General features: G+C 51.8%; 20 protein-coding genes, 2 pseudogenes and 1 other annotated feature. Of the genes and pseudogenes, 11 read left to right on the top strand and 11 right to left on the bottom strand.

Translation table 11 applies throughout. The features are described from left to right. Positions 1 to 5 precede the first annotated feature (5 nt). Positions 6 to 1499 carry a sulfatase-like hydrolase/transferase gene (locus A7090_RS13535; protein ID WP_105274415.1) on the bottom strand — a complete coding sequence of 498 codons (1494 nt, stop codon included), beginning with the start codon at positions 1497 to 1499 and terminating at the stop codon, positions 6 to 8. Further along, complete coding sequence (locus A7090_RS13540) at positions 1496 to 3211, bottom strand: solute:sodium symporter family transporter (RefSeq protein ID WP_105274416.1); 1716 nt, start codon at positions 3209 to 3211, stop codon at positions 1496 to 1498. Before A7090_RS13540 ends, A7090_RS13535 begins: the two co-directional genes overlap by 4 nt. Before the next feature lie 166 nt (positions 3212 to 3377). Here A7090_RS13540 and A7090_RS13545 point away from each other — a divergent pair, with 166 nt between their 5' ends. After that, positions 3378 to 4271: a helix-turn-helix transcriptional regulator gene (locus tag A7090_RS13545; RefSeq protein ID WP_105274417.1), complete on the top strand. Its 894-nt coding sequence runs from the start codon at positions 3378 to 3380 to the stop codon at positions 4269 to 4271. A 64-nt stretch (positions 4272 to 4335) separates the two neighbouring features. Here A7090_RS13545 and A7090_RS13550 read toward each other — a convergent pair whose 3' ends face one another. The 3 genes from A7090_RS13550 to ibpA all read right to left on the bottom strand — a co-directional run bounded on the left by A7090_RS13550 (position 4336) and on the right by ibpA (position 7141). Further along, entirely contained in the window at positions 4336 to 5997 is a 1662-nt protein-coding gene (locus A7090_RS13550; RefSeq protein ID WP_105274418.1) for a putative transporter, read from the bottom strand. Positions 5998 to 6187: 190 nt separating this feature from the next. Next, on the bottom strand, positions 6188 to 6616 hold the full coding sequence (ibpB, locus tag A7090_RS13555) for a small heat shock chaperone IbpB (protein ID WP_001243431.1): 429 nt from the start codon (positions 6614 to 6616) through the stop codon (positions 6188 to 6190). 111 nt (positions 6617 to 6727) lie between these two features. After that, positions 6728 to 7141, bottom strand: coding sequence for a small heat shock chaperone IbpA (gene ibpA, locus A7090_RS13560; protein ID WP_105274419.1), 414 nt, complete (start codon positions 7139 to 7141; stop codon positions 6728 to 6730). Next, positions 7135 to 7207: a sequence feature (ROSE (Repression Of Heat Shock gene Expression) occurs in the 5'-region of heat shock genes and acts as an RNA thermometer to modulate expression.), on the bottom strand. It overlaps the preceding gene by 7 nt. 239 nt (positions 7208 to 7446) lie before the next feature. On the opposite strand from ibpA, the gene A7090_RS13565 reads away from it, so the two are divergent. Continuing rightward, positions 7447 to 7779, top strand: coding sequence for a YceK/YidQ family lipoprotein (locus A7090_RS13565; RefSeq protein WP_105274420.1), 333 nt, complete (start codon positions 7447 to 7449; stop codon positions 7777 to 7779). A 1-nt stretch (position 7780) separates the two neighbouring features. On the opposite strand, the gene A7090_RS13570 is transcribed toward A7090_RS13565, so the two are convergent. Next, positions 7781 to 8995: a DUF3748 domain-containing protein gene (locus tag A7090_RS13570; RefSeq protein WP_198599587.1), complete on the bottom strand. Its 1215-nt coding sequence runs from the start codon at positions 8993 to 8995 to the stop codon at positions 7781 to 7783. 100 nt (positions 8996 to 9095) lie between these two features. Here A7090_RS13570 and A7090_RS13575 point away from each other — a divergent pair. Together A7090_RS13575 and A7090_RS13580 are read left to right on the top strand one after the other, a co-directional pair. Further along, positions 9096 to 9173 (top strand): annotated as a pseudogene (locus tag A7090_RS13575) (endonuclease); the annotation flags it as partial. A gap of 231 nt (positions 9174 to 9404) precedes the next feature. Further along, the gene (locus A7090_RS13580) at positions 9405 to 10055 is read left to right on the top strand and encodes a YidX family protein (protein WP_105274421.1); all 651 of its coding nucleotides are present in this window, start codon (positions 9405 to 9407) and stop codon (positions 10053 to 10055) included. Positions 10056 to 10098: 43 nt separating this feature from the next. Here the strand turns inward: A7090_RS13580 and yidA are convergent, their stop codons facing one another. From yidA to dnaA, 5 genes are all read right to left on the bottom strand, one after another. After that, positions 10099 to 10911, bottom strand: coding sequence for a sugar-phosphatase (gene yidA / locus A7090_RS13585; protein ID WP_105274422.1), 813 nt, complete (start codon positions 10909 to 10911; stop codon positions 10099 to 10101). Positions 10912 to 11265: 354 nt separating this feature from the next. Beyond that, positions 11266 to 13680: a DNA topoisomerase (ATP-hydrolyzing) subunit B gene (gene gyrB, locus A7090_RS13590; RefSeq protein WP_105274423.1), complete on the bottom strand. Its 2415-nt coding sequence runs from the start codon at positions 13678 to 13680 to the stop codon at positions 11266 to 11268. Between the two features lie 28 nt (positions 13681 to 13708). Continuing rightward, complete coding sequence (recF, locus tag A7090_RS13595; RefSeq protein ID WP_105274424.1) at positions 13709 to 14782, bottom strand: DNA replication/repair protein RecF; 1074 nt, start codon at positions 14780 to 14782, stop codon at positions 13709 to 13711. After that, positions 14782 to 15882: a DNA polymerase III subunit beta gene (gene dnaN, locus A7090_RS13600; RefSeq protein WP_000673464.1), complete on the bottom strand. Its 1101-nt coding sequence runs from the start codon at positions 15880 to 15882 to the stop codon at positions 14782 to 14784. The genes recF and dnaN overlap by 1 nt, the downstream gene beginning before the upstream one ends. A 4-nt stretch (positions 15883 to 15886) precedes the next feature. After that, a complete protein-coding gene (dnaA, locus tag A7090_RS13605) occupies positions 15887 to 17290 on the bottom strand; it encodes a chromosomal replication initiator protein DnaA (RefSeq protein ID WP_105274425.1) in 1404 nt (467 codons plus the stop codon). A gap of 296 nt (positions 17291 to 17586) precedes the next feature. Here dnaA and A7090_RS25795 point away from each other — a divergent pair, with 296 nt between their 5' ends. The 7 genes and pseudogenes from A7090_RS25795 to A7090_RS13640 form a co-directional block, all read left to right on the top strand. Further along, entirely contained in the window at positions 17587 to 17667 is an 81-nt protein-coding gene (locus tag A7090_RS25795; protein ID WP_123056953.1) for a hypothetical protein, read from the top strand. 229 nt (positions 17668 to 17896) lie between these two features. Next, on the top strand, positions 17897 to 18037 hold the full coding sequence (gene rpmH, locus A7090_RS13615; RefSeq protein ID WP_000831330.1) for a 50S ribosomal protein L34: 141 nt from the start codon (positions 17897 to 17899) through the stop codon (positions 18035 to 18037). 16 nt (positions 18038 to 18053) lie between these two features. Next, positions 18054 to 18413, top strand: a complete 360-nt coding sequence (gene rnpA / locus A7090_RS13620) for a ribonuclease P protein component (protein WP_000239730.1) — start codon at positions 18054 to 18056, stop codon at positions 18411 to 18413. After that, positions 18377 to 18634 (top strand): membrane protein insertion efficiency factor YidD, encoded by a 258-nt coding sequence (gene yidD, locus A7090_RS13625; RefSeq protein WP_024136645.1) that lies wholly within the window; start codon positions 18377 to 18379, stop codon positions 18632 to 18634. The genes rnpA and yidD overlap by 37 nt, the downstream gene beginning before the upstream one ends. Positions 18635 to 18636: 2 nt before the next feature. Next, on the top strand, positions 18637 to 20283 hold the full coding sequence (yidC, locus tag A7090_RS13630) for a membrane protein insertase YidC (RefSeq protein ID WP_105274427.1): 1647 nt from the start codon (positions 18637 to 18639) through the stop codon (positions 20281 to 20283). A 139-nt stretch (positions 20284 to 20422) separates the two neighbouring features. Continuing rightward, positions 20423 to 21787: a tRNA uridine-5-carboxymethylaminomethyl(34) synthesis GTPase MnmE gene (mnmE, locus tag A7090_RS13635; protein WP_001282361.1), complete on the top strand. Its 1365-nt coding sequence runs from the start codon at positions 20423 to 20425 to the stop codon at positions 21785 to 21787. A gap of 109 nt (positions 21788 to 21896) precedes the next feature. After that, positions 21897 to 22064: pseudogene (locus A7090_RS13640) on the top strand (aromatic amino acid transport family protein); the annotation flags it as partial. Positions 22065 to 22106 lie beyond the last annotated feature (42 nt).

Genomic DNA, 22106 nt, shown 5'->3' on the forward strand with positions numbered 1-22106 from the left:
CGTCTTTAGAACTTCTGTTTCTTCTCCTCCACCTTCACCCCTTGCGTGGGTAAACCGGTGTCATAGTCGCGTACCACTGGAGAATAGCCATCTTGTGGACGCGGACGGAATGCCCCCATCCAACGCGGTTTTGCATCTTGCCGCCACGGACGCAAACTCCATTGATAAGTCCGGAACGGATCGCGAATTTTATCCATGTAATCCAGCAAGGCATCGTGCATCTTGCTGCGAACATCGGTAAAACGGGTATCATTGATCAAGTTATGCATTTCATTTGGGTCGTTACGACGATCGTAAAGTTCATCACTGGTGAAGAGGTTGAGCACCAGTTTAAAGTCATCTGTCACCCAGCAACGCACCGGAATAAAACCGCCAAAGCTGTCATGCTCAATCTCATAACGGTTAAATTCCACCATCACGCCACGCGACTCTTTCACAGCAAGGATATTTTCCCCTGGCAGAATGTCTGGTTTTTCAATATCGGCCAGCGCCATCATTGTCGGCAGTAAATCAATATGACTGACTGGCGTATCGACTTGCCGTTGTTCCCCTTGCGGCGAACGGATGATCAGTGGGATGCGGGTGATGTCGTCATACATCGCTGCCCCTTTACTGATCAGCTTATGTGCGCCCATCATTTCGCCGTGATCGGAGGTATAAATGACCCATGTATTTTCACGTTGCTCTGGCGTTAAGGCGTTGATGACCCGTCCGATCTGGTCATCAACAAAGTCATTGCAGGCAAAATAGAGCGGATGGTGATAAAACCCGTCATCACCCACTGGCGATGGCATTGCCTGCGCCCATAAACGGTGATGTTCCGGCTTGTTCGCCAGGTCATCCTGTGCTTTCTCGCCCAGTTCGTAGTGAAAATCAGCGTATTTCTCTAAATACTCCACCGGACAGGTGAACGGGTGATGCGGCTCATCATACGAAACCACCATCAGGAAAGGTTCCTCGGTGCGCGCGGGTTGTTGCAGAAAATCCACCGCCCGATTGCTGATGCGATGTGCCCAGGTAAAGGTTTCGTCGATATGGTTCGCCTGTAAATCCTCAACGCTGTTTAAGCCATTGCGCCACAGGCTAATCTCTTTCTCCGTCAGTTCGCTAAGATAGTTCGCCCCATCGTACCAGTAATCAGCGTCCCACTCCGGTGGACACTCGCCAGTGCCGAAATAATCATGACCGTCGAGATGCCATTTGCCGATATAACAGGTGTGATAGCCCGCATCCTTAAAGTAGCGCCCCATGGTGGAGATGTTTTTACCTGGCGCGACGTTGTTGGTCCACGGCCCGGACTGGTTAGCGTAGATCCCGGTAAACAGCCCGGCGCGCGCCGGTGTACAAACCGGTGAGCAGGTGTAGGCAGAATTAAAGCGAATACCTTCTGCCGCAAGGTTATCAATATTTTGCGTATTCAGCGGCTTACCGCTATAGCAACCGACCATATTGGTGGCCTGGGTGTCAGTCATGATGAACAGAAAATTGGGGCGTTTCATAGGCTATCCTTCGCATCAGGAGTAAAGGTTACGGCAGGGTCGTGACGATGCCGCCAGCTATCAAAAATCAGGTAGACAATCACTACGGCGGCGATGGAATAACTGATCATGGCTAACCAGCGCGTACCGTAACCGCCGAATTCAGCCAGCCCGGCATAGACGCCAATCATCGCGAACAGGATACCAATTGACGCGATCTTGACGTTTTTCCACGGCTTCATATCCACTGCAAACGCATCTTTGAAGGTGAACGGAGTGGCACGCGGTTTGATAAAACCGATCACCAGCATCACTACCACGTTGATACAGAACGTACAGGCCAGCACATAGAGGAAATGGAAGTCGAACTTCACCAGATAGTTGATGGTAATGTAGCTGATAATGCCAATCCCCATCGCCACTTTTGCCGCCAGCGCCGGTATGCGCGGGAAGAAAAAGCCCATAATGATGATGGTAACCAGCGGCACGTTATAAATTCCGTTGAGCTGTTTCATCCAGCTATATAGCCCCTGCGGCGCGTTGGCGATCCACGGCGCGACCAGCACCGAAACGATGGCGATAAAGAAACCAAATTTGCGCCCAACGGTAACCAGCTGTTGCGGCTCGGCATTCTGGTTAACGATACGTCGGTAAATGCCCATACTGAATAACGTACTGGCGCTATTGAGAAAGCCGTTGAAGGTACTGATCACAGCACCAAATAACACCGCGCCGAAGAAACCTACCAGTGGCACTGGCAGAACGTTATTGACCAGCGTCGGGTAAGCCATATCGGCTTTCGGTAAATCCTGATACAGATGAAACGCAATCAACCCTGGCAGCACCAATACCAGCGGGTCGAGCATTTTCAGCACCGCCGTTAACAGCGCCCCTTTTTGCCCTTCGGCCAGGCTTTTTGATGCCAGCGTACGTTGCACGATGCCCTGATTTGTACACCAGTAAAAAGTGTTAACCAGAATCAAACCGGTAAATGCCGCGCCAATTGGCAAGGGATCGGTCGGGCCGCCGACTGAGTTTAATTTCTCGGCGTGAACGGTAGTGAGTTGCTCAATGCCCTGCATAAAGCTGCCCTTACCCATCGCGATCAGACCAAATACCGGCACCATCACCCCGCCGATAACCAGCCCAATACCGTTGATGGAGTCTGCCACTGCCATCGCGCGCAGTCCACCGATCACCGCATACAAAATTCCCGCCAGACCAAGCAAAATAACCAGTAGCCAGATAGCTGCACCGTGGGAAATTTGTAGCGACTCCCCAACATGAAACAGGCTGTTTAACGCCAACGCGCCAGAGTAGAGAACAATCGGCAGAAAGCAGACACCGGTGGCAATGAGGAAGCAGAAATCGATGATAATACGCGTAGTTTTATCATAACGTTCCTCCAGAAAATCGGGGATTGTGGCAATGCCGCGCTTCAGATAGCGCGGTAAAAAGATTAGTGCGAGGAAGATCAGCGTCACCGCAGAAGTCACTTCCCAGCCCATTACCGACATGCCACTTTTGTAGGCCTGCCCGGAAAGATCGACTAGTTGTTCCGTGGAAAGGTTGGTTAACATTAACGAAGCGGCGATGACCGGCGCTTTTAGTGAACGTCCGGCAAGAAAATAGCCTTGTTGCGATCCGATATCTGTCTTGCGGACCTTCCACCAGGTGATGACCGCCACCAGCAGCGTAAAGCCGACAAAACTCAAGATTTGTAACGAATTCATCTCATAGCCCTTATTTATGTTTATGTCCCGAACGCATGAATATAGGGAGAGGTAAAATACGTCGGGTCAGGCAGTCAGATTCTTAAAATACAAACATCGTATCCCTGAACGAACTGTTTTCTGTTAAGTTCAGGTTGTGAGCATAATTCTCCGGAGGGATATTAAAATGAATGGAAAATTGCAAAGTTCGGATGTAAAAAACGAAACTCCGTACAATATTCCCTTATTGATTAACGAAAATGTGATCTCCAGCGGAATTTCTCTAATCTCGCTCTGGCATACCTACGCCGATGAGCATTACCGCGTGATCTGGCCGCGGGACAAGAAGAAACCGCTTATCGCCAACTCATGGGTGGCGGTGTATACCGTGCAAAGATGTGGGAAAATTCTTTTAAAGAATGGTGAACAAATAACACTGCATGGCAACTGTATTATATTTTTAAAGCCAATGGACATTCACTCTTATCACTGTGAAGGTTTAGTCTGGGAGCAGTACTGGATGGAATTTACCCCTACCAGTATAATGGATATTCCCGTCGGCCAGCAGAGCGTAATTTATAATGGCGAAATTTATAATCAGGAACTCACTGAAGTTGCTGAATTAATTACCGCACCAGAAACAATAAAAAATAATCTGGCGGTCGCTTTTCTGACGAAAATTATTTATCAGTGGATTTGTCTTATGTATGCAGATGGCAAAAAAGATCCACAACGGCAGCAAATTGAAAAATTAATTGCTACTTTACATGCCAGTCTGCAACAACGCTGGAGCGTAGCCGATATGGCCGCCACGATCCCCTGTAGCGAAGCCTGGTTGCGCCGCCTTTTTTTACGCTATATCGGCAAGACGCCGAAAGAATATTACCTCAATGCGCGTCTGGATCTGGCACTATCACTATTAAAGCAACGAGGAAACTCGGTTGGCGAAGTTGCTGATACGCTCAATTTCTTCGACTCTTTTCATTTCAGCAAAGCCTTTAAGCATAAATTTGGTTATGCGCCGTCAGCCGTGCTGAAGAATGCGGACCAGCACCCAACGGATGCCAGTCCACACAATTAACGTCACTCAGATCAGACGGGGACAAGATGGAGTGCCACTTACAGCAACTCCACCTGAAAAAAAGTTAACCGATACTCCAGAAGAGCACCGCCAGTAATTGGGGGGTGATAATGCGCAGGAACATCACTAACGGATAGACAGTGGCGTAAGAGAGCGCCGCCGCACCGCTGGTTGGATGAAGATTATTAGCAAACGCCAGCGCCGGAGGATCGGTCATGGAGCCTGCCAGCATCCCGCACATAGTCAGGTAATTCATTTTGGCTAACATCCGCGCCAGAATGCCAACAGTAATCAGCGGAACGGCGGTGATCAGGGCACCATAACCAATCCAGCTTAGCCCTTCGCCATTGACCAGGGTATTCACAAAATCCCCACCAGATTTCAGCCCCACTACCGAGAGAAACAGTACGATCCCCAGCTCCCGCAGCGCGAGGTTGGCACTTGGCGGCATAAACCAGTACAACTTGCCGATACAGCCGATACGCCCAAGGATCAACGCCATAATCAGCGGACCGCCCGCCAGCCCCAATTTCAACGCGGCCGGGAATCCCGGCACAAAGACGGGAATAGAACCTAACAATACGCCAAGCCCAATACCAATAAACACCGGTAACATCTGAACCTGTTGCAGTTTCTGCTGCGCATTCCCCAGCACATTAGCAACAGCATCAATTGCCGATGGACGCCCCACCAGGTTGAGGATATCGCCGAACTGCAGGCCGATATCACCACTGGCGACCAGTTCGACCCCGGCACGGTTAAGGCGCGAGATAACAACGTCATAGCGTTCTTTAAAGTGCAGGTCGCGAATACGCTTACCAAGCACATTTTCATTGGTGACCACCACACGCTCGACGCGCAAATCAGTGCCTTTCGTGGATAGCGAGGTATCGACCTCCTGACCAATCACCAGTTGCGCATTATGTAAATCCGCTGGCTGCCCCACCAGATGCAGCAAATCACCCAGTTGGATAATGGTATCTGGCGAAGGTACTTTCAGGGTTTCCTCTCGTTTCAGACGCGAGCAGATAACTTTGTCGCCGTTGAGAATCGGAACATCTTTAATGGCTAAATGATGCAGGTTAGGGTTCTCAACGCGAATATTGATAGTCTTGATCAGCGCACCGCCATTGGTGCGTGAAGACTCGTGCTGCAAGGCTTCGGTCTCAACATTGACGCGGAAAATAACCCGCAACATCCACATGGTGAACAAAATCCCGCAAATGCCGAATGGATACGCCATCGCGTAACTCATCCCCATCTGATCGACCATTTCCATCGGTATACCCAGGTCGCGCAAGATCTGCTGCCCAGCCCCCAACGCTGGCGTATTCGTCACCGCACCGGAGAAAATCCCCAGCACTACCGGCAGTGGAATATCAAACAGTTTATGCAGGAGGGCGGTAACCAGACCACCGATGATGACGATGAGAACAGCAAACAAATTGAGGCGTAATCCGGAGACGCGCAATGAGGCAAAGAAGCCAGGCCCCACCTGAATACCGATGGTATAAACAAACAGGATCAGGCCAAATTCCTGAATGACATGCAGCATATCGCTACTTAATGTCATCCCCGCTTGAGAAACAAAGTGGCCGACGATGATCCCACCAAACAGCACGCCGCCAATACCTAATCCTATGCCGCGAAATTTGACGTTGCCGATAAACAAACCGACGACTGCCACCAAAGCCAGAATACTGACCGTTAATGCTATATCACTCATCGTCCATTTCTCTAACATTTTAATTGCTACGAATTATGGCTGAATCGGTGAAGCAGATTTGCCTTATAGCGCACATTATCACGGGAAAGAATGTGCCGAAATATCTTAAGCGGTCGAAATTTAACGCATTGTTGAGTAAGAAAGACAAAAAAAAGCCCCACCAGAATGGTGGGGCAAAGAGAATAGCTAGTTAGCTATTTAACGCGGGACGTTCGCTGATAGCGATACGCTGCGCTGCGATGGGTTCAGGCTCATTACGAATTAAATCAATATGCAGTAAACCGTTTACGAAGGTTGCGCCAGAGACTTCCATATTTTCAGCCAGCGTAAAACTCAGGCTAAATGGCTGATTCATAAGCCCTTGATGCAACCATTTTTTCTCTTCTTTTGGCTGCTCCGGCGTGCCTTTTACGCTCAGGCGCGTACCTTCCAGTTGAATCTCTAAATCTTCCTGACGAAACCCCGCCAGCGCAAGGGTAATGCGGTAGTGGTTATCGTCGCTTTTCTCAATATTGTACGGCGGGAAGCTCTGGCTTTCACCGGCGTTTTGCAGTGCATTGGCCAGTTTGTCAAAACCGATCCATTGACGCATCAGTGGGGATAAATCGAAGTTACGCATAGTCATTTCTCCTTCTAAGAAGCGAGTAAGTACCTGCAAATCCGAAGATTCGCATATGCTCCCTGACGGCGAGCATGGAGATATCAGGCCGCGCGAGGCGGCCTTAGGGAATTAGTTGATTTCGATACGGCGCGGTTTTTTCGCTTCCGGAATCACGCGTTCGAGATCGATATACAGCAGACCATTCACCAGGTTAGCACCACGAACATGGATGTTCTCAGCTAACTGGAATTTACGTTCAAAGTTGCGTTCAGCGATGCCCTGGTACAGATAGGTGCGCTCTTTTTGTTCTTCGGCGTGAGCACCTTTCACCACCAGCAGATTATCCTGGGCGGTAATTTCCAGTTCGCTCTCAGCAAAACCAGCCACAGCGATAGCAATGCGGTAATGGTTTTCATCTACCAGTTCAACGTTATACGGAGGGTAGCCGCCATTACTCTGGCTCTGGTTATTTTCTAAGTGGTTAAACAAACGGTCAAATCCAATAGCAGAACGGTAAAGCGGGGATAAATCAAAGTTACGCATAATCAATAGCTCCTGAAATCAGCGAGAATGTAAGACCTTCCACAATGGACAGGTCAGGTAGCCAGAACCCCCATCAGGCGCGTCCTCATCGGCTACGATGTAAAAATGGGTCTGGAAATGAACTTTTCAAGGCTTTTCAACGGACTTTTTTTTGCAGTTTATGGTCTATTGCATAGACTGTGGAGACAGCACGAAACGTTAAAGTGCGATAGCCGCCACAGTGCGACGTAATGATGATGTTATTTTCAGCAAGGGATAGCTATAACTCATCAGGCCAACACCCACGATCAACAGATGAATTTATTATGATAAGAAATGTGTTGTTAGCGTTCATGATATGCAGCGGAATGACATTACTCGGAGGATGCTCCAGCGTTATGTCCCATACCGGGGGAAAAGAAGGAACGTATCCTGGCACCCGCGCCAGCGCCACCATGATTGGCGACAATGACACCCACTGGGGCACTAAGTCACTGGCGATTCTCGATATGCCGTTTACCGCTGTGATGGACACGCTTTTATTGCCGTGGGATGTGTTCCGCAAAGACAGCTCGGTGCGCTCACGCGTTGAAAAAAGTGAAGCCAACGCGCAAGCCACCAATACGGTTATTCCACCGGCCAGAATGCCTGATAACTGATTTAGCGATCAGTTTCGGTGATCCAAAGCTGGCCGCCTTCCATCCACGCCAGCCATTGACCGTCCGGCGAGAAAACCACGGCGTCCACAGAAGGGGGATTGGCGTGGTTTTCGGTTAAATACTCAACCTCGCCGCTTTGCGCATGGGCACAAGCAATCCGATTATCCAGCACAAAGCCTAACCATTCTCCTGACGGATGCCAGTTAAATGCAGATTGAATATCCGTTTTGTTATGGGTTAACTGGCGCGGCTCACCGCCCTGTGGCGAGATAAGCCACAGTTGCACAATGCCGTTATCATCACGCATTAAAAACGCGATTAGCGTACCCTGTGGATTACAGCGCACCCAGTGGCGCGGGACGTTGACTAACCCCGGATAAGCCCGATGATGGGTAAAGGTTAAACGTCGCTGCACGACGCCACGCGGTGGTGCGGGCAGAGTTGTCTCCGTTCCGCTTAACGGCGCATCACCTGCCGTTTTCCAGCCGTTTTCATCTTGCGGCAATTCGACAATAAACAGCTCCGGTACTTTCTCGCCCTTTGGCGAAAGCGTGTCGCCAATAAACGCCAGCGCGTGGTTTCCTACCCATCCTTCTTCATAAGCGCGATTGATTTCATCACTGCCAGGCTGCGGCGTGGGCGTGGTTTTACTCACCAGCACACACCAGTGGCTACCGCTGTATTCGCGCGGATGCTGCTTTTGTACGTTGACCGGGCCAAGCGGTGCCGCAACCCCGACGTTTCGCAAATCTAAAGCCGGATCAAGCTCATGCATTACATGGTCATTATAGGTAAAACTCACCCTTTCACCGTTCGGGCTAAAGACATGTACATGACTGCCGCCACGTAGCGCTCCTGGGGTATACGGAGCAGTAATATCCATTGCATCGAGATTGCTCACCTTGCCGCTTTCAGCAATGACTCCGCGTCGATGATGGAAATCGTAATGCCATGTTTCATCAGGATTTTCCGGGCCGTGAATAAAGACATATTTCTCTGACTTCGGATGAGCGGTTACCACGCCGACGTGTGCGCCCTGTGACGCACGATAGATAACCTCGACCTCGCCGGTATGGATATTCACACGCTCAATGGTCTCGCCGGTAAACGACGCGCCAGAAGGACGCACGTCAAATACCAGCCACTGGCTGTCGGGTGTCCAGGTATTGGTATTGGTGAGCAGGTGATTACGGGGAGCAAAGGTTATCTGTTTCATGACGCAGTCCTGATCCAAAACGGTTCCCGCCATCATACTTCACAAGGCCTTCACTTTCAGACAATAGTCTTTTGCCATCGTGATAAATGTGAGTGAAAAGATGGAACATTTCGACGTGGCGATTATTGGCCTCGGCCCTGCATGGTCGGCGTTGGCGCGAAAGTTAGCAGGAAAAATGCACGGTGCTGTTTCCCTCACGCTGGCCGGATTTTGTCTGCGGTAGAGAGTACGCCAATCAACGCAACGGTGGAGATATAAACCAGTGCCGGATCGAAGCGATAGCCTTATACACCTCCTAAGAAAAGGTCTTACATCGGGCAGAAATCTGAAAAGGGATGTCAGGCGCTAATCAGAAGGGAAAGAAGAGTATGCTTTCAACGGGTTAGCACTCTCGTTTAAAGGATTAATCATGAATTTTAAGAGATTTTTTAAGGCTGCAGGTTTGTGTTCTTTGGCATTCGCGTTGACCGGATGTATCACCGCAGGATTGGTTTCCAATACCGCAAGCCCTCCACATGCCGAGCAATGGCGGTCAGACACAATTAAGGGTTTATCGCTGGCAGAGGATAGTAACGGTACGAAAGGCTATGTTTTTGTTGGTGAATCGTTGGACTATCTGTTGACCACGGGCGGCGGCGAGGTGGTTAAAATGCTGAACGATCCGGCAATTCATGGCGAAAGAATCACCGTTTCCGATAACGCGAAATTTATTTTAAGCAGCAGTAATAAGAATTTCTCTGGTGCTATTACGCTCTATTACGACTGGAACAACGAAGAAGATAAGGCACTGGCAACACAATATGGTTTTATTTGTGATACCCGGCGTTGTACATGGATGCTGAACGGCCTGAAAGGCTCAATCCACCAGAAAAATAAAAAAGCGGATTACTCAAACGTGATGGTTTTCCACCAACCCTTTACGGTGGGCTTTTATGAGTACAAAGCAAAAGATGGCGTCCCGCGCGGCCTCGCTAATGCGCTGCTGCCAGTCACTCTTACGCTGGATATAGTAACGTCACCACTCCAGTTCCTGATTTTATGCACTACCAAAAACTGTTAATCGCTGCGGGCAAACGCGTTTATGCCGTTTGCCCGTCCACTGATTAATTCAGCACATACTTTTCAATGGCAAACGCCACGCCATCTTCAAGGTTGGATTTAGTGACAAAGTTCGCCACTTCTTTCACCGAAGGAATAGCGTTATCCATCGCCACACCGACGCCTGCATATTCAATCATTGCGATGTCGTTTTCCTGATCGCCAATCGCCATGATTTCTTCCGGCTTAATGCCCAGCACATCAGCCAGTGATTTCACGCCGGTGCCTTTGTTAACGCGTTTATCGAGGATTTCGAGGAAGTACGGCGCACTTTTCAGCACGGTATATTTCTCTTTCACTTCCTGCGGAATACGCGCGATGGCCTGGTCGAGAATTGCAGGCTCATCGATCATCATCACTTTAAGCAACTGAATATCGGGGTCCATTTTTTCCGCTTCGCAGAACACCAGTGGGATGGTGGCAACAAACGATTCATGCACCGTATAGGCGCTAATATCGCGGTTGGCGGTATACAGTGTATTGCGATCCAGAACGTGGAAATGGGAACCCACTTCGCGGGAGAGTTTCTCCAGGTAGCGATAATCATCATAACTCAACGCGGTTTGCGCCACGGTGCTACCATCAGCGGCCTTCTGTACCAGTGCCCCGTTGTAAGTAATGCAGTAATCGCCCGACTGTTCCATATGCAGCTCTTTCAGATAACTGTGCACGCCAGCATAGGGGCGACCCGTCGTTAGCACGACATTCACACCACGGGCGCGAGCTGCGGCAATCGCATTTTTAACGGTGGGTGAAATGGTGTGATCGGGCAGCAGAAGGGTGCCATCCATATCGATAGCAATGAGTTTGATAGCCATGAGTTCCCCAGGTAGATTGGTTCCTGACCCATGCTAACGCGATTCCGCTCAAAAATCAGTAAAACCTCTGAGGGAAAAGGGGGATGCAACGCGCATGGCAAGCTCCCCTTTTGCTTAGCGAAAGAGTTTCCCTTTCAACAGTTCCATGTCTGCGGAAAGCAGATCGTTACGAATAAAAAACCGCGCCCTTATATAAGGAAGCGGTCGGATTGCCGATAAAGAGCACTTTGTTCTTGCCGGATGCGGCGTGAACGCCTTATCCGGCCTACAAAATCCTGCAAATTCAATACATTGCAGGAGTCTCGTAGGCCTGATAAACGTAGCGCATCAGGCTCGCTTGCATTGTTAACGCCATTAAATATCAATATTCGCCGCTTTCAGAGCGTTCTCTTCGATAAACGCACGACGCGGTTCTACGGCGTCGCCCATCAACGTGGTGAACAGCTGGTCGGCGGCAATCGCATCCTTAACGGTAACACGCAGCATACGGCGGCTTTCCGGGTCCATGGTGGTTTCCCACAACTGTTCCGGATTCATCTCGCCCAAACCTTTATAGCGCTGGATGGAGAGGCCGCGACGGGACTCTTTCACCAGCCAGTCCAGCGCCTGTTCGAAGCTGGCTACCGGCTGACGACGCTCACCACGTTCGATAAATGCATCTTCCTCCAGCAAGCCACGCAGTTTCTCGCCCAGCGTACAGATACGACGATATTCACCGCCGGTGATAAATTCGTGATCCAGCGGATAGTCAGTATCCACGCCGTGGGTACGCACACGAACAATCGGCTCGAACAGGTTTTGTTCGGCATTGGTGTGGATATCAAACTTCCACTGGCTGCCATGCTGCTCTTTGTCGTTCAGCTCGCTGACCAGCGCGTTCACCCAGCGGGTCACGGTCTGCTCATCAGAGAGGTCGGCTTCCGTCAACGTCGGCTGATAGATAAGCTCTTTCAGCATTGCTTTCGGATAACGACGCTCCATGCGGTTGATCATTTTCTGCGTCGCGTTGTACTCAGACACCAGTTTCTCTAACGCTTCGCCAGCCAATGCCGGTGCACTGGCGTTGGTGTGCAGCGTTGCGCCATCCAGCGCGATAGAGATCTGGTACTGATCCATCGCTTCGTCGTCTTTAATGTATTGTTCCTGCTTGCCTTTCTTCACTTTGTACAGCGGCGGCTGAGCGATGTAGACGTGACCGCGTTCAACGATTTCCGGCATCTGACGATAGAAGAAGGTCAACAGCAGCGTACGAATGTGCGAGCCGTCGACGTCCGCATCGGTCATGATGATGATGCTGTGATAACGCAGTTTATCCGGGTTGTACTCATCACGACCGATACCACAACCAAGCGCGGTGATAAGCGTCGCCACTTCCTGAGAAGAGAGCATCTTATCGAAGCGGGCTTTCTCGACGTTGAGAATTTTACCCTTCAGCGGCAGAATCGCCTGGTTCTTGCGGTTGCGCCCCTGCTTCGCAGAGCCGCCCGCGGAGTCCCCTTCCACAAGGTACAGTTCGGAAAGCGCCGGGTCGCGTTCCTGGCAGTCTGCCAGTTTGCCCGGCAGGCCCGCTAAGTCCAGCGCACCTTTACGACGGGTCATTTCACGAGCGCGACGTGCAGCTTCACGCGCACGGGCAGCATCGATAATTTTGCCAACCACGATTTTCGCGTCGGTTGGGTTTTCCAGCAGGTATTCTGCCAGCAGTTCGTTCATCTGCTGTTCAACCGCCGATTTCACCTCAGAAGAAACCAGTTTGTCTTTGGTCTGGGAGGAGAATTTCGGGTCCGGCACTTTCACGGAAACGACCGCAATCAGGCCTTCACGCGCATCATCACCGGTGGCGCTGACTTTGGCTTTTTTGCTGTAGCCTTCTTTGTCCATGTAGGCGTTCAGAGTACGGGTCATCGCCGCACGGAAACCTGCCAGGTGAGTACCGCCGTCACGCTGCGGAATGTTGTTGGTAAAGCAGTAGATATTTTCCTGGAAGCCATCGTTCCACTGCAGCGCGACTTCGACGCCGATACCGTCTTTTTCAGTGGAGAAGTAGAAGATATTCGGGTGGATCGGCGTTTTGTTCTTGTTCAGATATTCAACGAACGCCTTGATGCCGCCTTCATAGTGGAAGTGGTCTTCTTTGCCGTCACGCTTGTCGCGCAGACGAATGGAAACGCCGGAGTTGAGGAACGACAACTCACGCAGACGTTTCGCCAGAATTTCATATTCGAACTCGGTCACATTGGTGAAGGTTTCGAGGCTTGGCCAGAAACGCACCATGGTGCCGGTTTTTTCAGTCTCGCCGGTAACCGCCAGCGGGGCCTGCGGTACACCGTGTTCGTAGATCTGACGGTGAATTTTACCCTCGCGCTGAATAACAAGCTCCAGTTTTTGCGACAGGGCGTTTACTACCGAAACACCAACGCCGTGCAGACCGCCGGACACTTTATAGGAGTTATCGTCAAATTTACCGCCTGCGTGCAGAACGGTCATGATCACTTCTGCCGCCGATACCCCCTCTTCCGGGTGAATACCGGTAGGAATACCGCGCCCGTCGTCCTGTACAGAGACAGAGTTATCGGCGTGAATGGTAACGATAATTTCTTTACAGTGACCCGCGAGCGCTTCGTCGATAGCGTTATCTACCACCTCGAATACCATGTGGTGTAGACCGGTGCCGTCATCCGTGTCGCCGATATACATACCCGGGCGCTTACGCACCGCATCCAGCCCTTTCAGGACTTTGATACTGGAGGAGTCATAAGAATTCGACATCAACGTTTCTCGCTCATTTATACTTGGGTTAATCCGTTATTTTACCCTTTTCCACGGTAAACATCTTCGAATTTTCGTCCGACATGTCTATAACGTGTTCAGCACTGATCGCGCTGACAAAGACCTGTGATTGCGTCGCTTTTAAGCGGCTGGCAAGCAGCCCGCGACGCTCATCATCAAGCTCAGAGGCAAAATCATCTATCAGGTAGAGACACCGCCGCCCGCTTTCACGGGTGAGGAACTCTCCTTGCGCCAGACGTAAGGCGCACATCAGCAGTTTAAGCTGCCCACGCGATAAGGTATCTTCCACCGGCGCACCGTCGGCGCGAATGCGTAAGTCCGCTTTATGCGGGCCGTGCGCGGTGTAGGTTAGCTGGCGATCGCGTTCAAAATTACGTTCCAGCACCTCAGCGTAATCTGTCTCTTTCTCCCAGCCGCGCTGGAAAGAGAAAGTCAGAGAAAACTCAGGGAGAAATAGCTTACAGGTATCGGCCATATCAGCCGCAATACCGGCGCTATACTCCGCGCGCCAGGTGCTGATTTGCTCTGCCAGCGGGATCAGTTCTTTATCCCACGGGCGCAGCTGTTCGTAACGAGTCACCTGGCGCAGCGCCGCATTGCGCTGCTTGAGCAAACGCTTGAGATTGCTCCAGGCGGTAAAAAATCCGGGTTCGTTGTGAAAGCACCCCCAGTCGAGGAATGCTCTTCTGTATTTGGGACCGCCGTTGAGTAAAGTAAACCCTTCTGGCGTTATCAACTGCATCGGCATCAGGTGCGCCAGCTCCGCGACTTTATGCCCGTCAGTACCGTCGATGCGGACTTTGCTGTCGCCCTGTTTGTCTTTGGTTAAGCCAATCGCCGTCTCGCGCTCTTCGCCCTGCAAACGCCCGTGGAGCACAAACGCCTCCTGCTCGTGGCGAATGACGCGCCCAATCTGCAAACTGCGAAACGCCCGACCGTGGCCGAGCGTATAGATGGCTTCCAGCACGCTGGTTTTGCCACTGCCGTTGGCACCTACCAGAAAGTTAAAGCCGGGAGATAAAGCGAGATCCGCGGTTTCGATATTGCGGAAATCGCGGATCAACAAGCGGGTGAGGGACATTACAGTCTCATTGGCATGACAACATAAGCCGCGCTCTGGCTGGCCGCATCTTCAATCTGCACGCTGGAAACCGAATCGGTCAGCATCATGCGGACGTTTTCGCATTTCAGCGCGTTCAGGACATCCAGCACATAGCTGACGTTGAAGCCGATTTCCATCTCCGCACCGCTATAGGTAACGTCGAGGATCTCTTCCGCTTCTTCCTGTTCCGGGTTGTTGGCGGTAATTTTCAACTGGTTTTCGCTAACATACAGACGCACGCCGCGGAATTTCTCGTTAGAGAGAATCGCCGCACGGGCAAACGCCTGCTTGAGCAGATCGCAGCCAGCTTCCAGATGTTTGTCCGGGTTCTTCGGCAAAACGCGTCGATAATCCGGGAAGCGACCATCCACCAGTTTGGAGGTGAAGATAAAGTCGCCAACGTGGGCGCGAATGTTATTGCTGCCAATCTGTACACGCAGCGGATTGTCGCCGCCGTCGAGCATACGCATCAGTTCAATCACACCTTTACGCGGCACGATCACCGAATGGCTCGGTAAAGATTGACCAATTGGCATTGAACAGACCGCCAGACGGTGGCCGTCGGTCGCTACGGTGCGCAGTTCTTCACCTTCAGTTTCGAACAGCATACCGTTTAAGTAATAGCGAACGTCCTGATGCGCCATGGAAAACTGGGTCGCTTCAATCAGACGCTTCATCGTCGCCTGCGGCAGGGTAAATTCAACTTCGCTCTGCCAGTCATCGAGGTTCGGAAAATCTGCCGCTGGCAGGGTAGACAGCGAAAAACGGCTGCGCCCGGAGCGCACCAGCATCCGCTCACCTTCCAGCTGCACGGCAATTTCCGCGCCTTCAGGCAGACCTCGGCAGATATCAAAGAATTTGCGCGCCGGAACGGTCGTCGCCCCAGGTTCGTGCGGCTGAACTAGCGCAACACGCGCCACCATTTCCATCTCAAGATCAGTACCGGTCAGCGACAACGTACCGTCAGCAACCTGTAACAGCAGATTACCGAGAATCGGTAGCGTAGGACGACCACCTAACGGACCGCTCACCTGTTGTAGCGGTTTTAATAAATGCTCACGTTCTACGGTAAATTTCATAGGTTTACGATGACAATGTTCTGATTAAATTTGAAAAATCTTCTTTGATATCGTGGCTCTCTTCACGCAGCTGCTCGATCTTACGGCAGGCATGAAGCACCGTCGTGTGGTCACGACCACCAAACGCATCGCCAATCTCCGGCAGACTGTGGTTAGTCAGCTCTTTCGCCAGCGCCATCGCCATCTGGCGCGGACGTGCCACCGAGCGGGATCGACGCTTGGAAAGGAGATCCGCGACTTTAATCTTGTAGTACTCTGCCACCGTCTTCTGAATATTGTCGATAGTGACCAGTTTTTCCTGCAATGCCAGCAAGTCGCGCAGCGCCTCACGCACGAAATCGATGGTGATCGCCCGTCCGGTAAAGTTGGCGTTGGCAATGACGCGGTTCAGCGCTCCTTCCAGCTCACGTACGTTAGATCGTAGACGTTTGGCGATAAAGAACGCCACTTCACCCGGCAAACGGATGTCGTTTTCGTCGGCCTTTTTCATCAGGATCGCCACGCGGGTTTCCAGCTCTGGCGGTTCGATCGCCACAGTCAGTCCCCAGCCGAAGCGGGATTTCAAACGATCCTCAACGCCGTTGATCTCTTTCGGATAGCGATCCGAAGTGAGAATGATCTGCTGGTTACCTTCCAGCAGGGCGTTGAAGGTGTGGAAAAACTCTTCCTGAGATCGTTCTTTATTAGCAAAAAACTGAATATCGTCGATCAGCAGTGCATCTACGGAACGGTAGTAGCGTTTAAACTCCTCGATCGCGTTGTTTTGCAGAGCTTTAACCATGTCCTGAACAAAGCGCTCGGAGTGCATATAAACCACTTTGGCATTCGGCTTGCGCGCCATAATACCGTTACCCACCGCATGCAGCAGGTGAGTTTTACCCAGCCCCGTGCCGCCATAAAGGAACAGCGGGTTATAGGCACCACCGGGGTTATCTGCCACCTGGCGAGCCGCCGCGCGCGCCAGTTGGTTAGATTTACCTTCAACGAAGTTATCAAACGTATGTTTGACGTTTACGTTAGAACGATAGGTCGGTTCTGCCGGCGCCGGGACGTTATCCCAACCGGAACGCGCAGAAGGCGCTGCACGTTGCGGCTGCGTTTGCGCCACCTGTGCAGGGGCCGCAACGTTGCTCGTCACTGCCGCTTGTGGCGTTTGTGTCACCGGTTTGGTGCCGACTTCAAAACGCAGCTGTGGGGCATCCGCTCCGCAGAAGCTAGTTAACAGTCCATTGATATTATTAAGGTACTTGTCCCGTACCCAATCGAGGACAAAACGGTTTGGCGCGTACAGGGCCAGCGTGTTATCGCTCAGTTCCGCCTGCAATGGGCGTATCCACATACTGAATTCTGTGGCTGGTAACTCATCCTGCAATCGGGCAAGACACTGCTGCCAAAGCGAAAGTGACACGGCGGACTCCACTCGAACAAAAGTCGATAATGACTAAGGCTGAAACATTCATGATTGTTGACGTACGTCGAAAAGACCCTGCATGAGGGTGACGCACGAACCGCTGTCTGCGGTTATATGCCCGATCAAGATCCTGCAAAACGATCGGGACCGCGGATCATAGCCTAAACTGCGCAAGAGATCTTCTGTTTCTCACAGATTTTCCCGATTTATCCACAGGATGATCCAGAACTCGCTAAGTGTAAACGATCCTACCGCGAGGCGGGCACGATTTACGCCGCATATTGGAAAATTTAATGACCATAGACAAAAATGGGCTTAATCGATCTAATAAAGATCCTGGACGATCCTTGCGCTTTACCCGTCAGCCCGTATAATCCTCCACCCGGCGCGCCATACTGGTTTTCACTGGTGTGAGACCGTACATTTTCCCTGCGAAAAGGTGCGGAAAAGCGCGGTAAATAAGGAAAGAGAATTGACTCCGGAGTGTACAATTATTACAATCTGGCCTCTTTAATCACCCATGGCTTCGGTGTCCATCGTTTCATTTTTCGGCGGATATCCAATAAAGCCATTGAATTTATTCAAGTTTAGGTAGAAATCGCCATGAAACGCACTTTTCAACCGTCTGTACTGAAGCGCAACCGTTCTCACGGCTTCCGTGCTCGTATGGCTACTAAAAATGGTCGTCAGGTTCTGGCACGTCGTCGTGCTAAAGGCCGCGCTCGTCTGACCGTTTCTAAGTAATAAAGCTAACCCCTGAGTGGTTAAGCTCGCATTTCCCAGGGAGTTACGATTGTTAACTCCCAGTCAATTCACATTCGTCTTCCAGCAGCCACAACGGGCTGGCACGCCGCAAATTACCATTCTCGGCCGCCTGAATTCGCTGGGGCATCCCCGTATCGGTCTTACAGTCGCCAAGAAAAACGTTCGACGCGCCCATGAACGCAATCGGATTAAACGTCTGACGCGTGAAAGCTTCCGTCTGCGCCAACATGAACTCCCGGCTATGGATTTCGTGGTGGTGGCGAAAAAAGGGGTTGCCGACCTCGATAACCGTGCTCTCTCGGAAGCGTTGGAAAAATTATGGCGCCGCCACTGTCGCCTGGCTCGCGGGTCCTGATAACCCTCATTCGGGTCTATCAACGCCTGATTAGTCCGCTACTCGGGCCGCATTGTCGTTTCACTCCAACCTGTTCAAGCTACGGAATTGAGGCATTGCGCAGGTTTGGAGTGATAAAAGGCAGTTGGTTGACGGTGAAACGCGTATTAAAATGCCACCCTTTACACCCTGGTGGTGACGATCCCGTCCCGCCCGGACCATTTGATACCAGAGAACACTAACGATGGATTCGCAACGCAATCTTTTAGTCATCGCTTTGCTGTTCGTGTCTTTCATGATCTGGCAAGCCTGGGAGCAGGATAAAAACCCGCAACCTCAGGCCCAACAGACCACGCAGACAACGACCACCGCAGCGGGTAGCGCCGCCGACCAGGGCGTACCGGCCAGTGGCCAGGGGAAACTGATCTCGGTTAAGACCGACGTGCTTGATCTGACCATCAACACCCGTGGTGGTGATGTTGAGCAAGCTCTGCTGCCTGCTTACCCGAAAGAGCTGAACTCTACCCAGCCGTTCCAGCTGCTGGAAACTTCACCGCAGTTTATTTATCAGGCACAGAGCGGTCTGACAGGTCGTGATGGCCCGGATAACCCGGCTAACGGCCCGCGTCCGCTGTATAACGTTGAAAAAGACGCTTATGTGCTGGCTGAAGGCCAAAACGAACTGCAAGTGCCGATGACGTATACCGACGCGGCAGGCAACTCGTTTACCAAAACGTTTGTCCTGAAACGCGGTGATTACGCTGTCAACGTCAACTACAACGTGCAGAACGCTGGCGAGAAACCGCTGGAGATCTCCACCTTTGGTCAGTTGAAGCAATCCATCACTCTGCCACCGCATCTCGATACCGGAAGCAGCAACTTCGCACTGCACACCTTCCGTGGCGCAGCGTACTCCACGCCTGACGAGAAGTACGAGAAATACAAGTTCGATACCATTGCCGATAACGAAAACCTGAATCTCTCTTCGAAAGGTGGTTGGGTGGCGATGCTGCAACAGTATTTCGCGACGGCGTGGATCCCGCATAACGACGGTACCAACAACTTCTATACCGCTAATCTGGGTAACGGCATCGCCGCTATCGGCTATAAATCTCAGCCGGTACTGGTTCAGCCTGGTCAAACTGGCGCGATGAACAGCACCCTGTGGGTTGGCCCGGAAATCCAGGACAAAATGGCAGCTGTTGCTCCGCATCTGGATCTGACCGTTGATTACGGTTGGTTGTGGTTCATTTCTCAGCCGCTGTTCAAACTGCTGAAATGGATCCATAGCTTTGTGGGTAACTGGGGCTTCTCCATTATCATCATCACCTTTATCGTTCGTGGCATCATGTACCCGCTGACCAAAGCGCAGTACACCTCCATGGCGAAGATGCGTATGCTGCAGCCGAAGATTCAGGCGATGCGTGAGCGTCTGGGCGATGACAAACAGCGTATCAGCCAGGAAATGATGGCGCTGTACAAAGCAGAGAAGGTTAACCCGCTGGGCGGCTGCTTCCCGCTGCTGATCCAGATGCCAATCTTCCTGGCGTTGTACTACATGCTGATGGGTTCCGTTGAACTGCGTCAGGCGCCGTTTGCGCTGTGGATCCACGACCTGTCTGCACAGGACCCGTACTACATCCTGCCGATCCTGATGGGCGTAACGATGTTCTTCATTCAGAAGATGTCGCCGACCACTGTGACCGACCCGATGCAGCAGAAGCTTATGACCTTTATGCCGGTCATCTTCACCGTGTTCTTCCTGTGGTTCCCGTCAGGTCTGGTGCTGTACTATATCGTCAGCAACCTGGTAACCATTATTCAGCAGCAGCTGATTTACCGTGGTCTGGAAAAACGTGGCCTGCATAGCCGCGAGAAGAAAAAATCCTGATTCGGTTGTAGGCCGGATAAGGCGAAGCCGCCATCCGGCAAACGGAACATAAATTAAAGGGCGGTCAGTTGACCGCCTTTTTTCTTTTCGTAGGGTGGATAAGCACCGCGCATCCGCCACACAAAGCAACAGGAACATCATGAGCGATAATGACACTATCGTAGCCCAGGCAACGCCTCCGGGACGTGGCGGCGTTGGCATCCTGCGCATCTCGGGCCTCAAAGCCCGTGAAGTAGCCGAAACCGTGCTGGGTAAACTGCCTAAGCCGCGCTACGCCGATTATCTTCCGTTTAAAGACGCCGACGGCAGCGTGCTCGATCAGGGGATTGCGCTATGGTTCCCTGGCCCGAACTCGTTCACCGGCGAAGATGTGCTGGAACTGCAAGGTCATGGCGGTCCGGTGATCCTCGACCTGCTGTTAAAACGCATTCTGACCATTCCCGGCCTGCGGATTGCCCGCCCGGGTGAGTTTTCCGAACGCGCGTTTCTTAACGATAAACTCGACCTGGCCCAGGCCGAAGCGATTGCGGATCTTATCGACGCCAGCTCGGAACAGGCGGCCCGTTCGGCGCTAAACTCGCTGCAAGGCGCGTTCTCCGCACGGGTTAACCATCTGGTGGAAGCCCTCACCCACTTGCGCATTTACGTCGAAGCGGCAATTGATTTCCCTGATGAAGAGATCGATTTCCTCTCCGACGGCAAAATTGAAGCCCAGCTCAATGACGTAATTGCCGATCTCGACGCGGTACGCGCCGAAGCTCGTCAGGGTAGTCTGTTGCGCGAAGGGATGAAAGTAGTGATTGCCGGGCGTCCTAACGCCGGTAAATCGAGCCTACTGAACGCGCTGGCGGGGCGTGAAGCGGCAATCGTGACTGATATCGCCGGAACCACGCGTGATGTGCTGCGTGAGCATATCCACATTGACGGGATGCCATTGCATATCATCGACACCGCCGGGCTACGTGAAGCCAGTGACGAAGTTGAGCGTATTGGTATCGAGCGCGCGTGGCAGGAAATTGAACAGGCCGACCGCGTGCTGTTTATGGTCGATGGCACCACGACAGACGCCGTTGATCCGGCAGAGATCTGGCCGGAATTTATCGCCCGTCTGCCTGCAAAACTGCCGATCACCGTGGTGCGCAATAAAGCCGATATCACTGGCGAAACGCTGGGAATGAGCGAAGTGAACGGTCACGCGTTAATTCGTCTCTCGGCAAGGACTGGCGAAGGCGTGGACGTGCTGCGTAACCATCTCAAACAGAGCATGGGCTTTGACACCAACATGGAAGGCGGCTTCCTGGCGCGTCGTCGTCATCTACAGGCGCTGGAACAGGCGGCAGAGCATTTGCAGCAAGGTAAAGCGCAACTGTTAGGTGCCTGGGCGGGCGAGTTGCTGGCAGAAGAGTTGCGCCTCGCACAGCAGAATTTAAGCGAAATCACCGGGGAATTTACTTCTGACGACCTGCTGGGGCGGATTTTCTCCAGCTTCTGTATCGGTAAGTAACCGCGCTTACGAAGCCGCATTCTGACTGTCAGATGCGGCTTCGCTTCATTATTAGCACTCCTGTTATTCCTCAACCCTTTTTTTAAACATTAAAATTCTTACGTAATTTATCCCCGCAGTACTGGCAATCAAAGCCCGCAAGAAGTTTCCCAATCAGATGTTCACGGTCTGGGGTGGCAATCTTATTCCGGCGATTGTCATTCTCTTTGGTATAACCGTGATTTTGTGCTGGTTCGGTAACGTCTTTAATGTGTTACGTGACTGCTCCCCGCCGTAAACGGCGAGGCTTCCCACTTCTTAGGCTGCAACTGGCATAGAG

Source organism: Escherichia sp. MOD1-EC7003 (assembly GCF_002965065.1).
Taxonomy (GTDB): domain Bacteria; phylum Pseudomonadota; class Gammaproteobacteria; order Enterobacterales; family Enterobacteriaceae; genus Escherichia.

Coding starts and splice junctions, on each gene's coding strand:
- A7090_RS13570 (WP_198599587.1), bottom strand. CDS start 8,995: ATGAAACAGATAACCTTTGCTCCCCGTAATCACCTGCTCACCAATACC.
- dnaN (WP_000673464.1), bottom strand. CDS start 15,882: ATGAAATTTACCGTAGAACGTGAGCATTTATTAAAACCGCTACAACAG.
- rpmH (WP_000831330.1), top strand. CDS start 17,897: ATGAAACGCACTTTTCAACCGTCTGTACTGAAGCGCAACCGTTCTCAC.
- A7090_RS13545 (WP_105274417.1), top strand. CDS start 3,378: ATGAATGGAAAATTGCAAAGTTCGGATGTAAAAAACGAAACTCCGTAC.
- mnmE (WP_001282361.1), top strand. CDS start 20,423: ATGAGCGATAATGACACTATCGTAGCCCAGGCAACGCCTCCGGGACGT.
- A7090_RS13565 (WP_105274420.1), top strand. CDS start 7,447: ATGATAAGAAATGTGTTGTTAGCGTTCATGATATGCAGCGGAATGACA.
- yidD (WP_024136645.1), top strand. CDS start 18,377: ATGGCGCCGCCACTGTCGCCTGGCTCGCGGGTCCTGATAACCCTCATT.
- ibpB (WP_001243431.1), bottom strand. CDS start 6,616: ATGCGTAACTTCGATTTATCCCCACTGATGCGTCAATGGATCGGTTTT.
- A7090_RS13580 (WP_105274421.1), top strand. CDS start 9,405: ATGAATTTTAAGAGATTTTTTAAGGCTGCAGGTTTGTGTTCTTTGGCA.
- A7090_RS25795 (WP_123056953.1), top strand. CDS start 17,587: ATGACCATAGACAAAAATGGGCTTAATCGATCTAATAAAGATCCTGGA.
- yidA (WP_105274422.1), bottom strand. CDS start 10,911: ATGGCTATCAAACTCATTGCTATCGATATGGATGGCACCCTTCTGCTG.
- gyrB (WP_105274423.1), bottom strand. CDS start 13,680: ATGTCGAATTCTTATGACTCCTCCAGTATCAAAGTCCTGAAAGGGCTG.
- A7090_RS13540 (WP_105274416.1), bottom strand. CDS start 3,211: ATGAATTCGTTACAAATCTTGAGTTTTGTCGGCTTTACGCTGCTGGTG.
- recF (WP_105274424.1), bottom strand. CDS start 14,782: ATGTCCCTCACCCGCTTGTTGATCCGCGATTTCCGCAATATCGAAACC.
- A7090_RS13535 (WP_105274415.1), bottom strand. CDS start 1,499: ATGAAACGCCCCAATTTTCTGTTCATCATGACTGACACCCAGGCCACC.
- yidC (WP_105274427.1), top strand. CDS start 18,637: ATGGATTCGCAACGCAATCTTTTAGTCATCGCTTTGCTGTTCGTGTCT.
- A7090_RS13550 (WP_105274418.1), bottom strand. CDS start 5,997: ATGAGTGATATAGCATTAACGGTCAGTATTCTGGCTTTGGTGGCAGTC.
- ibpA (WP_105274419.1), bottom strand. CDS start 7,141: ATGCGTAACTTTGATTTATCCCCGCTTTACCGTTCTGCTATTGGATTT.